General features: G+C 68.0%; 13 protein-coding genes. 6 read left to right on the forward strand and 7 right to left on the reverse strand.

The genetic code is table 11. The features are described 5' to 3' along the window. Nucleotides 1-138 precede the first annotated feature (138 nt). Nucleotides 139-642 (forward strand): hypothetical protein, encoded by a 504-nt coding sequence (locus NA10_RS06895; RefSeq protein ID WP_157556147.1) that lies wholly within the window; start codon nucleotides 139-141, stop codon nucleotides 640-642. Here the strand turns inward: NA10_RS06895 and NA10_RS06900 are convergent. Continuing rightward, a complete protein-coding gene (locus tag NA10_RS06900) occupies nucleotides 549-2,255 on the reverse strand; it encodes an FAD-dependent oxidoreductase (RefSeq protein ID WP_067564751.1) in 1,707 nt (568 codons plus the stop codon). The genes NA10_RS06895 and NA10_RS06900 overlap by 94 nt on opposite strands. Before the next feature lie 304 nt (nucleotides 2,256-2,559). Between NA10_RS06900 and NA10_RS06905 the strand changes: the two genes are divergently transcribed. Beyond that, nucleotides 2,560-2,940, forward strand: coding sequence for a hemophore-related protein (locus tag NA10_RS06905; RefSeq protein ID WP_067564753.1), 381 nt, complete (start codon nucleotides 2,560-2,562; stop codon nucleotides 2,938-2,940). A 13-nt stretch (nucleotides 2,941-2,953) separates the two neighbouring features. Here NA10_RS06905 and NA10_RS06910 read toward each other — a convergent pair whose 3' ends face one another. The 6 genes from NA10_RS06910 to NA10_RS06935 form a co-directional block, all read right to left on the reverse strand. Next, complete coding sequence (locus tag NA10_RS06910; RefSeq protein ID WP_067564755.1) at nucleotides 2,954-3,664, reverse strand: anti-sigma factor; 711 nt, start codon at nucleotides 3,662-3,664, stop codon at nucleotides 2,954-2,956. Next, entirely contained in the window at nucleotides 3,657-4,241 is a 585-nt protein-coding gene (sigK, locus tag NA10_RS06915; RefSeq protein WP_084514375.1) for an ECF RNA polymerase sigma factor SigK, read from the reverse strand. The genes NA10_RS06910 and sigK overlap by 8 nt, the downstream gene beginning before the upstream one ends. 84 nt (nucleotides 4,242-4,325) lie before the next feature. After that, complete coding sequence (locus NA10_RS06920; protein WP_067564757.1) at nucleotides 4,326-5,111, reverse strand: DUF1295 domain-containing protein; 786 nt, start codon at nucleotides 5,109-5,111, stop codon at nucleotides 4,326-4,328. Further along, nucleotides 5,108-6,379, reverse strand: a complete 1,272-nt coding sequence (locus NA10_RS06925) for a class I SAM-dependent methyltransferase (RefSeq protein WP_067564759.1) — start codon at nucleotides 6,377-6,379, stop codon at nucleotides 5,108-5,110. Before NA10_RS06925 ends, NA10_RS06920 begins: the two co-directional genes overlap by 4 nt. Continuing rightward, complete coding sequence (locus tag NA10_RS06930) at nucleotides 6,376-7,110, reverse strand: DUF1365 domain-containing protein (protein WP_067564920.1); 735 nt, start codon at nucleotides 7,108-7,110, stop codon at nucleotides 6,376-6,378. Before NA10_RS06930 ends, NA10_RS06925 begins: the two co-directional genes overlap by 4 nt. Beyond that, complete coding sequence (locus NA10_RS06935; protein ID WP_067564761.1) at nucleotides 7,107-8,411, reverse strand: NAD(P)/FAD-dependent oxidoreductase; 1,305 nt, start codon at nucleotides 8,409-8,411, stop codon at nucleotides 7,107-7,109. The genes NA10_RS06930 and NA10_RS06935 overlap by 4 nt, the downstream gene beginning before the upstream one ends. A gap of 281 nt (nucleotides 8,412-8,692) precedes the next feature. Here NA10_RS06935 and NA10_RS06940 point away from each other — a divergent pair, with 281 nt between their 5' ends. From NA10_RS06940 to NA10_RS06955, 4 genes are all read left to right on the forward strand, one after another. Beyond that, nucleotides 8,693-9,328, forward strand: coding sequence for a fasciclin domain-containing protein (locus NA10_RS06940; protein ID WP_067564763.1), 636 nt, complete (start codon nucleotides 8,693-8,695; stop codon nucleotides 9,326-9,328). A 122-nt stretch (nucleotides 9,329-9,450) separates the two neighbouring features. Then, entirely contained in the window at nucleotides 9,451-10,128 is a 678-nt protein-coding gene (locus NA10_RS06945) for a sigma-70 family RNA polymerase sigma factor (protein ID WP_307188380.1), read from the forward strand. Beyond that, the gene (locus NA10_RS06950; protein WP_067564765.1) at nucleotides 10,125-10,871 is read left to right on the forward strand and encodes an anti-sigma factor; all 747 of its coding nucleotides are present in this window, start codon (nucleotides 10,125-10,127) and stop codon (nucleotides 10,869-10,871) included. Before NA10_RS06945 ends, NA10_RS06950 begins: the two co-directional genes overlap by 4 nt. After that, nucleotides 10,868-12,412, forward strand: a complete 1,545-nt coding sequence (locus NA10_RS06955; protein WP_067564767.1) for a molybdopterin-dependent oxidoreductase — start codon at nucleotides 10,868-10,870, stop codon at nucleotides 12,410-12,412. The genes NA10_RS06950 and NA10_RS06955 overlap by 4 nt, the downstream gene beginning before the upstream one ends. Nucleotides 12,413-12,479 lie beyond the last annotated feature (67 nt).

Consider the following 12,479-nt stretch of genomic DNA (forward strand, 5'->3'; position numbering starts at 1 on the left):
GCCCGCCGACCCGGCCGTGCCCAAATCGCCCGACCCGCGCCATCCCGGCGCTCGATCGCCGTTTCTGCACCGATCCGGCCCGGTCAGGAGTGCGGTTCATCGCTGAGTATCGTCTTCGCGCTGACCGAGGCGGCGTGGGTGCTGAGCCGCCGGGGCGACGGAGACCTCAGCACCGGCCTGTTCGATGCGGCCCTGTCCGCCGCCCGCCGCGCGGGCAATACCCGCTACGAATCCATGGTGCACGCGCGAGCCGCCATTGCCCACCTCATCGCGGGTCGGCTCGCCTCGGCCGCCGACGCGGCCGAACGTGCCGAGACCACCCGCGACTCCGCCCGCACCGGCGCGGTGGCGCACACCTACAACATGCTGATCCGCTATACGGCTCTGAAAGGGCTGGGCCGCAATGATGATGCCGCCGAATGCCATCGGATCGCCCGCAGTCGAATCGCCGATTTCGATGCCGCGCTGATCAGATTCGACCTTCGCGTGGACGCCCTGCGGAACCCCCGCCCCGGCAAACCGGCCGATCCCGCGTCGCCGATCACCGCTCAGTCGGCGAGGTACAGCGGCAGGCGCAGCGCGCCGGTGGCGGTGGCCGGTACCGCCGGGGCGGTGGGGGCGACCGGGGTCACGCGCCGGTAGGGCGTCCCGAGCGCGGGTCGCGGGTCGGCCTCACCTTTGTTGGGCCACAGGGCGATTGCGCGCTCGGACATGGCGGTGATGGTGAGCGACGGGTTCACGCCCAGGTTCGCCGAGACGGCCGAGCCGTCGACGACGTGCAATCCTGGATGGCCGTGCACGCGGTGATAGGGATCGATCACGCCCTCGGCGGCGGAGTCGCCCATCGGGCAGCCGCCGATGTAGTGGGCGGTGGAGGGAATATTGAACACATCCATGTACATGCCGAGCGGATCACCGTCGATCTTCTCGGCGAAGAGCCGATTCGCCTCGTGGCCCAAGGGAATCCAGCTGGGATTCGGATCGCCCTGGCCCTGCCGGGTGGAGAGCCGGTATCCGAAGATCGACTTCTTGCCGAACGAGGTGAGCGAATTGTCCAGCGATTGCATCACCAGCAGAATCGTCGATTTCTCCGAGGCGCGATAGTTGCTCTGCGAGCGCGCGAATACCAGCGGATGCCGCAGCATCAGCAGCAGGAAACGCGGGAAACGCCAAGGGCCGCCGTCGATCATGGGCGCTGTCATGGGGAACAGCACATTCTGGCCCTTGCCGTAGCGGCACACCTCGATATGGGTATTGGGCTCGGGATGGATCGAGGAGGTGATGGCCACGCCGTCGGACAGGTCGTGCCGGGTGCGGCTGGTGGAGGTGAGCACGGCCTCGGAGTTGGTGCGGGTGAGTTCGCCGAGCCGGGGCGAGATATTCGGCAGCCGCCCGGTGTCCCTGAGCTGATGCAACAGCTGCTGGGTGCCGCGAGCCGCCGCGGAGAACACGACCTGTGCTGCGGTGAATGTGCGAGTTCGCTTGCGCAGCAACCGTCCCGAGCGTTGGGTCGTGACGCGGTACCCGTCGTCGGGCAGGGCGTGCAGATCGGTGACCGTCGTCATCGGAAAGACCTGTGCCCCAGCCTGTTCGGCGAGATACAGGTAGTTGGTCGTGGTGGTGTTCTTCGCGCCGTGCGGACACCCGGTCATACACCGCGCGCAGTGCACGCAGCCGGTCCGATCGGGCCCCGCGCCGCCGAAATACGGGTCGGGGACGGTCTTTCCGGGTTCGCCGAAGAAGACGCCGACCTCGGTCGGATGGTGCGTATCGGCCACCCCGAGGTCCTCGGCGACCGCGCGCAGGGCCTCGTCGGCGGCGGTGACGCGCGGGTTCGTCGCGACGCCGAGCATGCGCTGGGCCTGGTTGTAGTAGGGCGCCAATTCCTCGCGCCAATCGGTGATATGCGACCACGACGGATCCCGGTAGAAGCCGGGCAGCGGTTCGTAGAGCGTATTGCCGTAGATGATCGAACCACCCCCCACCCCCGCACCGCTGAACAGAGTCACCTTGCCCAGCAAGCTGATTCGCTGCGTACCGGTGAGGCCGAGCCGCGGCGCCCAGATCGATTTGCGCAGATTCCAGTTGGAGGCGGGCAGATCCGCCGCCTCCCAGCGCCTGCCCGATTCGAGCACCGCGACGCGGTACCCCTTCTCGGTCAACCGCAGCGCCGAAACGCTGCCGCCGAATCCGGAACCGATAATGATGACGTCGTAGTCATCGGCGGTGTGCTGTGCACGTGCGCGGAGGGTCACGAGGTGACTGTAGGGCGGCGAACCGTGGCCTCAGGAGAGATCATCGGACACCCGATCGATATTTTCGGCCACTCGGCCACTCGGCCACTCGGCCACTCGGCCACTCGGCCACTCGGCCACTCGGCCACTCGGCCACTCGGCCACTCGGCCACTCGGCCACTCGGCGACTCTGCCCCGGCAACCCTCGCGCGCCGCACCGGATCGCCGGGCACCAATCCGGTCGCGGGTTCGCTCCGATACCCTCCTCGGCCGTTCCCGCTCCGGGGCGGTCATCGGCTGATCCACCATTCGAGAGGGCTTGTTCATGACATCGATCAGTACCCTGTACGGAATCGGCGCTGCCGTGGCCATCGGCGGCTTGGCCGCGGGGGCGGCATTGTTCGGCGCGGGTGCGGCCTCGGCCGACCCGATGGGTGATATCGAACCGCTGTTGCGTTCGAGTTGTTCGTTCGCGCAGGTGGACGCCGCTTTGCATCGGGTGGCGCCCGAGACCGCCGCGCAACTGGATGCGGTTCCAGCGCAGAAGGCGGCATTGCGGAACGCCTACGACCAGCCGGTGGAGCAGCGGCGGGCCGCGTTCGAGCAGTTGATCGCCGAGCAGCAGCGCATGGGCATGACGGCCCAGGCCGATCAGGAGTTCGGCGGCAAGTTGAGCCAGGTGGTCGACACCTGCCATCAGTATTGAGCCGATCGGCCTCTCAGGTGACGGGCACCGCGCCGACCGGATCGGTGGGTTGCGGTGAACCGCCCGCGGGTTCGACCGACAGGGCGATCTGCGCGGCCTGGTCGAGACGGATCAACAGGGGAGCGCTGTCGGTGGGCAGCGTGCTGAAGACCGTGACCGAGTGTGGTTGCCCCGCACGGGGTATCGACCACAGCTGATAGGACCTACCATCCGGCGGATTCGGGACCTGCGCGAAAGACACCGTGGCGGTGTTCAAATCGCGTGAGGCGTTGACGGTGATGGTGCCACCCACGGCGAGTTGTGCGGTTTCGCCGTGGGTGTCGGCGTGCGTGCGGACCTGTTCGGCGGTGACGCTCGCCGATTCGCCGGAGCGATTGACGGTCACCGCGATCACCGCGCCGAGCGCGATCACCGCGATCAGTGCCGCCGCGGCGAGCAGCCGGCGGCGACCACGCCGCGCGTTCAATGACGTGGTGCCCAACTGTTCGTCCAGGGCGCGCTGCAGGGCCTCCTCCACACTCGGCGGGGCCGGATGCGCGTCCGTGGTCGTCATGGCCGCCAGCGTCTCGCGGATTTCGCGGACCGTACGGCGAAAGTCGGTCGCGGTGGGCTCGTCGGCGTCGTTCAGCAATTGCTCGACCGACTCGCGTTCACTCTCGGTGAGTGCGTCGAGGGCGTACGGGTACGCCAGCTCGAGCAGGTCGTCTTCGTGGTGCTCAGGCATCGTTCATCGATCCTGCCAAACAGTTCCGCAGTCGTTTCAGACCATCACGGATGCGGGTTTTGACGGTGGACAGGGGAATGCCGAAGTGGTCGGCCACCTCGGCATAGGTGCGCCCGCCGTAGTAGGCGAGCGCCAGCGCGTCACGCTGGGTATCGGTGAGCGAGCCCAGGCAGTCGACCACCGCGCGCTCCTCCGAGCGCTGCCCCACGGTCTCGGCCACGATATCGTGGTCGCGACCCAGTTCGCGCTGCCCGTACGCGAGATCGCGTGTGGTGGAGCGGATTTCGAGACGCACCCGGTCGACGGCCCGGCGATGGGTGAGCATCATCAGCCAGCCGATGGGACTGGCGAGTCGTTCGTCGTACTGCGACGCCGTATTCCAGACGTACAGGAAGACCTCCTGGGTGATCTCCTCGGCCGCGCTGTCGCGGCGCAGTACGCGCAGGGCCAACCCGAAGACCCGATCGTGGGTGGATCGGTAGAACTGGGTGAAGGCGTCGCGATCTCCCGAGGCGATATCGGCGAGCAATATCGTCAATCGGTTCGCGACCTCGTCAGCGGTCTGTTGTTCCGCCATCAGCGATGGTTCTCCATGGTTTGTCGCATGCTTCCCGCGAGACTAGTGGTACTCATCGTGTCCCAGGAAGCATCCCAGCGGTATTCAGCGTGGCGGGCGTGGAAAGAAGTAGGCGGTGCGGCGCCGGTAGTCCTGATATCCCGGGCGGTCGCCCATGGTGCGCTCGAGCAGCCGCGCGCCGGTGCCGCGAATCAGAATGTACGACATCAGCGCCGGGCACAGGACGGTGAGTACACCCGGCCAGGCGCTGGCCGCGATCAGCCAGATTCCCCACCACACACAGGCGTCGCCGAAGTAGTTGGGATGCCGGGTCCACGCCCACAGGCCACGATCCATGATCTTGCCGCGATTGCGTGGATCCGCCCGGAATCGCCGGAGCTGCCGGTCGCCGACCGCCTCGAAGAGGAATCCCAGCAGCCAGATGGCCACACCCGCGATCAACACCACCCGGGACAGGCCCCGGGTCGGCCCGGCCACCGCGGACACCTGGATGGGCAGCGAGATCAACCATTGCGACGCGCCCTGGATGAGGAAGATGCGCCGAAAGGCCACCCCGGCCCCGCCGCCGTGCCGCTCCAGCAGTTCGGCATAGCGCGGATCCTCGCCGTGCCCGGCGGTACGGCGATGCATATGCCAGCTCAGCCGTAATCCCCACACGGACACCAGGATCAGCAGTGACAACCGGCGGAACCCATCCCCGTCCCCGAGCACCGCCGCCAGGAGGGCGACCAGGACGAATCCCAGACCCCAGATGACATCGACGACGTTGTACCGCCCGATCCGCCGCCCGATCACATACGTAATGCCTTGCAGCACAGCCAGAACCAGCAGGGCGAGCAGGGCGATCCAGGAGAGGTTCGCGATGCTCATCGGTGCTCCCGGGGACGATCGAGGACGAAATGCCGGACATCGAGGTAACGGGACCGGAATCCGGCCTCGGAGTACGCGAGATAGAACTGCCACACCCGCCGGAAGTACGCGTCGAAACCGAGTGCGTCGACCTCGGCGCGACGGCTGTCGAAGCGTTCGCGCCAGAGCCGCAGCGTCTCCGCGTAGTGCGTCCCGAAGCCGTACTGGTGGCGCACCCGCAGCCGGGTATGCCGGGCCGCGGTGGCTTCGATGGCCGCGGCCGAGGGCAGGAAACCGCCCGGGAAAATGTACTTCTGAATCCAGGTGTACGTGCCGCGGGTGGCGAGCATGCGCCGATGCGGCATGGTGATCGCCTGTAGGGCGATGCTGCCGCCGGGTGCGAGCAGCCGGTCCAGGCATTGGAAATAGGTCGGCCAGTACCGGTATCCGACCGCCTCGATCATCTCCACCGAGACGATGGCGTCGTAACTGCCGTGAATTTCGCGGTAGTCCCGCAATTCGATGCGGACCGTATCGGAGAATCCGGCCGCCGCCACGCGCAGACGGGCCAGCTCCAATTGCCGGGCGGAGAGCGTCACCGAATGCACGATGGCCCCGCGCGCGGCCGCCCGCACACTCAATTCGCCCCAGCCGGTGCCGATTTCGAGTACCCGGCTGCCCGACCGCACTCCGGCGGCGTCCAGCAGCCGGTCGATCTTATGGCGCTGGGCATCGGCCAGCCGCTCCCACGACACCAGCCCGCGCTCGAGCTCGGCGTCCTCGAACAGCGCCGCCGAGTAGGTCATCGTGTCATCGAGGAACAGCTGGAAGAGCTCATTGGACAGGTCGTAGTGGTGCTCGATATTGGTGCGCGCATTGGCCGCGGTGCCTCGTTCACCGGCCGGTGGTGCGGGTAGCAGCGCCCGGAACCGTTGCAGCGGAGCGGGAATCAGCCGGGTGAGATCGGTGGCCAGCACCGTGAGTACCGCCGCCGGGTCCGGTGCGGTCCATTCGCCGGCGGTATAGGACTCGCCGAAGCCGATCAGTCCGTACCGGCCGATCCGGGCGAAGAAGGCGGCCGGATCGCGAATGATCATGCGCGGCAGCGGCTCCCGGTCCGCCTGGGCTCCCAGAACGGTTCCGTCGGGGAGTTCGACCCGCAGCGGCAGGCGGCGCACCGCGCGCCGGAACAGCGCGGCCGTGCCGCCCGCGAGCAGCCGGGCGCACAGGCCACGCGGGACGGGAGGGTGGGCGTCACCGGTGGTGGTGACGAGGCACGAACTGGTCACGGAGCTGTCCTTCGGGTCGATTCGGCGAGTGGTCGCGGTGCGATCGGGACTCCTCGCGCCCACAGCGCGATGCCCTGTCGGCGGATACGGGCCGCGATCAGCCACGGTGCGAGCGGGGTGCGCACCTGGGCGCGCAGCACGGTGCGCGTGCTGACCGGTACTCGGTGGCCGCGCATCGAGGCCAGGAACGGCGGCTGTCCATCGCGTCGCAGCGCGATGGACAGGGCCACGGTGTCGCCGGGCTCGGGCAGGCGCAGCAGGTAGTACCCGTCCACCTCGTTGAAGGGCGATACATAGAATCGCTTGTCCACCGCGGCGCGACCGAGCTCATCGGTGCGCAGCAGGTAGGCGTGGCGTTCGCCGTAGGTGTTGTGCACTTCGGCGATGACACACTGCACTTCGCCCGCGGGGTTATGACACCAGAAGACGGTCAGCGGGTCGAAGACATAGCCCAGTGCCCGCGCGTTCATCAGCGCGGTGATCCGGCCGTGGCAGTGCACCCCGTGTCCGGCCAGGAAGTCGTCCACCCGATCGCGCAGTGTGTCGCCGGTGCCGGGTGTGAGATGGTCGCGGGCGCGGAAGGAGACCAGGGGCCGCAGGGCGATCGGCACCGCGGGTGGGTTCTCGATATCGAAATACCAGCTGTAGCCGCGATATTCGAATTCGTGCCGCACCGGCGCGCGGCGACTGTGCCGAATGCGGGTGAGGTACAGCGCGGGTGCGCCGGTCATCGCGCGCTCACCGTCTCGGCCGCTCGCCCGGTCGCATGCACCGGCCATCGGCCGCCGAGATGTTCGGCCGCGCGCAGTCCGGAGAGCGCGCCGTCCTCGTGGAAGCCCCAGCCGTGATAGGCCCCCGCGAATGCCACGCGCGCGGTGTGGATCTCACGCAGTCGAGCCTGCGCGGCGATCGAATCGAGGGTGTAGATCGGGTGCTCGTAGGTCATTCGCGCGATGACCCGCGCGGGATCGACCAGGTGTTCGCCGCCGAGGGTCACCAGGAATCTGCGATCGGTGATGTGGTCCAGACCCATCAGCCGGGTGAGGTCGTAGGTCACCACCACGCCCGCGGTGGGTTCGTCCGGTACCAGGTAGTTCCAGGCCGCCCGCGCGCGCTGCGAACGCGGCAGCAGCGATTCGTCGGTGTGCAGCTGCGCCGGATTCACCGAATACGGCATGGCGCTCAATACCGCTCGCGTCAACGGCGGTGGATCGGTGAGCAGGGTGAGCGCCTGCTCCGGATGGGTCGCGATCACCGCGGCGTCGAAGCGCCGGGTGGTGGATCGGTCGGTGACCAGCACACCGTCCGCGAGCTCGGTGATCGCGAGTACCGCGGTGCCGGTGCGAATCTCATCGAGCCGATCGGCGATCTTCTCCACGTAGCGGGCGGATCCGCCGACCACGGTGCGCCAGGTGGGGGAGCCGTGCACGCTGAGCATGCCGTGGTGGTCCAGGAATCGGAACAGGTATTCGGCGGGATACGCGCCGGTCATCCCGGGTTCGCAGGACCACACCGCCGCGACCAGCGGGGTCACGAAGTAGTCGGTGAAATAGCCGCTGAAGCGGTGCCGTCGCAGGAATTCGGCCAGGGTGAGCCCGGAGTCGGCCTGCCGCAACACCTCTCGCGCGGCCCGGTGAAACCGCGGCACCTCGGCCAGCAAGCGCAGATACCGTGGTGTCCCGAGCGCTCGGAGCGTCGGGAAGAGTCCCGAGAGCCCGCGGGCCCCGGCGTACTCCAGTGCGGGCGCGTCCGCCCGGACCGACATCGACATCTCGGTCTCGCGGGTCTGCACCCCGAGTTCGGCGAACAGCCGAGTAAGCGTCGGATAGGTGTGGTCGTTGTGCACGATGAATCCGGAGTCCACCCCGACCCGCCGACCGGGTGCGAGCTCCACGTCATGGGTGTGCGCGTGTCCGCCCAGGCGGGTGTCGCGTTCGTAGAGCGTCACCCGATCATGTTTGGCCAGCACGTGGGCCGCCGTGAGTCCGGCGACTCCGCTGCCGATCACGGCGATATCGCGTCTCGAGTCCATACCTCGACTTCGACATGCGCGGGCACCCGGTTTGGATTCGGCCGGAGTTTTTTCGGTGGGGACCAAACCACCGCTCGGGTCTGGGCGAAACCCTTTCGTAGTCGTAGAAGTCAGACGGCTACCGGGGCCCTGAGCCCGCCCCGTGCACGCAGGTCACCGGCCGGTCCAGTCCACCCCGACCCCATCCGGCCGGTGACCGCGTCGGGAGCCGGGGGATCCCGCCGTATCTCTTACTACCCACGCCCGCATACCGGGCCTACCCACGAAGGACACGAACGATCATGAACCTGACACAGCGCACCCTGGCCATGACCATCGCCCTGACCGCCGCGGCCGCGGGCATCTCCGCCTGTTCCAATGACACCTCGGGCTCGGGCGGCAGCTCGACCAGCATCATGGCCCCCTCCGGCTCCGCGGCACCCGCCGCGAACCTGGTTGGCCCGGGGTGCAAGGAATACGCCCAGCAGGTGCCCACCGGCGCCGGATCGGTGAGCGGGATGGCCCAGGATCCGGTGGCGGTCGCGGCCTCGCACAATCCGTTGCTCACCACGCTGGTCTCGGCCGTCTCCGGTCAGCTCAATCCGCAGGTCAATCTCGTCGACACCCTCGACGGCGGACAGTTCACCGTCTTCGCCCCGGTGGATGCCGCCTTCGCGAAGATCCCGGCGGCCACCGTCGATTCGCTCAAGACCGATTCGGCCACCCTCACCAAGATCCTGACCTATCACGTGGTGCCCGGTCAGATCGCGCCCGATCAGATCGCCGGTGCGCACAAGACGGTTGAGGGCGCGCAGGTGACCGTCACCGGGAGCGGGGACAACCTCAAAGTCGGTGACGCCGCGGTCATCTGCGGTGGCGTCCGTACCGCGAACGCGACGGTCTACATGATCGACAGCGTTCTCATGCCGCCCGCCTGATCGGCCGGTGCACCGTCATGGTCGCTCAGATTCATCACGTCGTCAGGAGGCGAGGGGCAGATGTCGACGCCGCGAATTCCGTTCACCCCGGCCGGAACTGGAGGAATAGCGCAGGTGCCAGCGTGACAGAGGAAGAGAATTCGCGAGTCGTACCACTGTTCCGGGACCTGGGCGGCGACTTCACCGCCGGCGATTCCGCGGCCGGGCCGAGCTGTCCCACCGGCGGAATCGCCCGGGACGAACAGCTGACCCGGCGGCTGAGCGGCCTGGTCGTAGCGGTGGGCGGTGGTGATCGCGAGGCCTTCACCGAGCTGTACCGGCTCACCAGTCATCGGGTCTTCGGCCTCGCGCTACGTATGTCGCGCAATCGCGCGACGGCGGAGGAGGTCACGCAGGAGGTGTATCTCCAGGCGTGGTCATTGGCGGATCGCTATGACGAGCGCATGTCGAGCCCGATGGGGTGGCTCATGATGCTGACCCATCGGCGCGCGGTGGACCGCATTCGGGTCGAGCACTCCGCCGCCAATCGTGAACTCGTCTACGGACAACTACATATGGGCCGCGATCACGATGTCGTACTCGAGGCCGTCGAACAACGGATGGACGAGTCGGACGTATTGCGCTGCCTGGCGACATTGACTCCGCTGCAACGGGAGACGATCGCGCTGGCCTACTACGGCGGTCATACCTACAGCGAGGTCGCCGACCAACTGGGCACCCCGGTGCCCACCGTGAAGACCCGCATTCGTGACGGTCTGAAGCGCCTAGCGGCCTGCCTGACAGGAGGTGACCTACCATGAGCGCCATCGAGCGGCCCGGGATCGAGCCGGGCAGCGATCTGCTCGAGCTCGCTTACCCCTATGCGATCGACGCGGTGACCGACGGCGAACGCGCGGAGATCGAGCTGCGCCGCGCCCGCGCCGATCGGCTGACCGTGGCCGAATTCGACGCCATCGTGAGCTGGGTTCGGGAGACCATGGCCGATCTCAGTATCGCCGACTCCTGTTCCGCCCCAGCCGGTCTCGAGGATCGGCTGCTGCGCGCGCTGGACGCCGCCGCGCCGCCGCCCGGGCGTAGCGATCGGCGTCGTACCCTGCCGCATCGAGTGAACTGGCTCGCCGCCGCGGCGGTGGTGATCGTGGCGCTCGGAATGGGACTGGGGTTCCTGGTCTTTCGCTCCGGCGAGCACACCGCCCCCGATGCCCTTTCGGCCGTGCTGATCGATCGGCAACCGGATACCACGATTCGATTCGTTCCGGTCAGCTCCGGAGGCGAACTCGAGATTCACACCTCCGCAACGCTTTCCGCCGCCTCGGTGCGCTTGCGCGCGGTCCCGGAGCCGCCGTCGGGGCACACCTACCAGATGTGGCTGGTGTCGCTCGGCGGTGTTCCGCGCTCCACCGCCGTGTTCGATGCGATCGTCGGCGACCCGGTGGTCATGGCGTTCCGGCCGGTGGACACCCTCGCGGTCACGGTGGAGCCGCTCGGCGGATCACCGCAGCCCACGACCGCCCCGATCGCCAGCCTCAACCTCCTCGCATGAACGCGGTCAGAGGTTATTCGGCCGCGGGCCGCCGACGGCTGCGTGGCGCCGCAGCCGGATTGCTCGCGGCGGCAACGGTATTGGGTATCGGACACCTGGTGGCGGTGCTGATCGATCCGGCCGCCTCGCCGTTCTACGTGCTGGGCGCGACGATGGTCGATCACACGCCACATGCCTTGAAAGATGCTGCGATTCGGCGCTTCGGCAGTCATGACAAGCTCGCGCTGTTCGTCTCGATGGCCGCGGTCATGGCCTTGGGCGCGATGCTCGCGGGCCTGCTGGAGCGGCGGCGGCCGATCGGCAGCGCGCTGCTGATCGGATTGGGCGTGGTGACCGTGGCCGCGGCGATGGCGCGGCCCACCGCGACGCCCTGGTTCGCGGTGCCGACCATAGTCGGCATTCTCGCGGGCATCGTGGCACTGCGCGTACTGACCACCGGATCGCCCACGCTGCGCACCCCAGAGCCGAACTCCCTGTCCCGCCGCCGATTTCTGCTTTCCGCGGCGGCTGTCGGCGCGCTCGCGGTGAGTGCCGCGGCGACCGGGAAATGGCTGGGCACGCGATTGCACGATATCGTCGCCGACCGGGCACGCTTTGTGCTCCCGCGAACGGCACGTCCGGCACCGGCGGTCGCGGAGGCGGTTCAGCCGCCCGTCGACGGGATCACCCCGTTCCTCACCTCCGCCGATCGCTTCTACCGGGTCGACACGGCCTTGCAGGTGCCCGCGCTCAGCAGCGGCGACTGGCGACTGCGGATACACGGAATGACCGATCGCACAGTGGAATTCGATATGGATCGGCTGCGCACGCTCCCCGCGGTCGAGCGCATCGTCACCCTCACCTGTGTGTCGAACGAGGTCGGCGGTGAGCTGGCCGGTACCGCCCGCTGGCTCGGCTATCCGCTGGCCGATCTGCTCGCCGCGGCCGGTGTGCATCCGGACGCCGATATGCTGCTCTCCCGCAGTATCGACGGATTCACCGCGGGCACACCGGTATCGGCCATCCTGGACGGTCGCGACGCCCTGCTCGCCATCGGGATGAACGGTGCGCCGCTGCCGATCGTGCACGGCTACCCCGCCCGGCTGATCGTGCCCGGACTCTACGGCTATGTCTCGGCTACCAAATGGGTGGTGGATCTGGAGTTGACGCGGTTCGACGCCGCGCGCGCCTACTGGACCGATCGCGGCTGGGCCGATCGCGCCCCGATCAAGACCGCCTCGCGCATCGACGTCCCCGCGGCCTTCGCGACCGTCCCGGCCGGACCGGTGACGGTCGCGGGCACCGCCTGGGCGCAGCGGCGCGGCATCGCGGGGGTGCAGGTGCGGGTCGACGACGAGCCGTGGCAGTCCGCGACCCTGGCCGCCGAATATTCGATCGACACCTGGCGGCAGTGGACCTGGCAATGGAACGCGACCCCGGGTAATCACACGCTGCGGGTGCGCGCCGTCGACGGTCGGGGTGAGCCCCAGACCGAGCAGCGCACACCGCCCTTCCCGAGTGGTTCCACCGGCTGGCACAGCCGCGTGGTGACGGTCCGATAATCGCTCTGTTTGTCTGAATTGACCGATTCCCCAACGGATTTCACTTATCGACCAATCCGGCCGTGCG

Origin of the sequence: Nocardia acidivorans NBRC 108247, assembly GCF_001625085.1 — a bacterium.
Classification (GTDB): domain Bacteria; phylum Actinomycetota; class Actinomycetes; order Mycobacteriales; family Mycobacteriaceae; genus Nocardia; species Nocardia acidivorans.

Bases quoted from the DNA above. Each gene is read 5' to 3' on its own strand.
- NA10_RS06950 (WP_067564765.1), top strand. From the start codon at position 10,125: ATGAGCGCCATCGAGCGGCCCGGGATCGAGCCGGGCAGCGATCTGCTC.
- sigK (WP_084514375.1), bottom strand. From the start codon at position 4,241: ATGGCGGAACAACAGACCGCTGACGAGGTCGCGAACCGATTGACGATA.
- NA10_RS06920 (WP_067564757.1), bottom strand. From the start codon at position 5,111: ATGAGCATCGCGAACCTCTCCTGGATCGCCCTGCTCGCCCTGCTGGTT.
- NA10_RS06955 (WP_067564767.1), top strand. From the start codon at position 10,868: ATGAACGCGGTCAGAGGTTATTCGGCCGCGGGCCGCCGACGGCTGCGT.
- NA10_RS06905 (WP_067564753.1), top strand. From the start codon at position 2,560: ATGACATCGATCAGTACCCTGTACGGAATCGGCGCTGCCGTGGCCATC.
- NA10_RS06930 (WP_067564920.1), bottom strand. From the start codon at position 7,110: ATGACCGGCGCACCCGCGCTGTACCTCACCCGCATTCGGCACAGTCGC.
- NA10_RS06940 (WP_067564763.1), top strand. From the start codon at position 8,693: ATGAACCTGACACAGCGCACCCTGGCCATGACCATCGCCCTGACCGCC.
- NA10_RS06910 (WP_067564755.1), bottom strand. From the start codon at position 3,664: ATGCCTGAGCACCACGAAGACGACCTGCTCGAGCTGGCGTACCCGTAC.
- NA10_RS06935 (WP_067564761.1), bottom strand. From the start codon at position 8,411: ATGGACTCGAGACGCGATATCGCCGTGATCGGCAGCGGAGTCGCCGGA.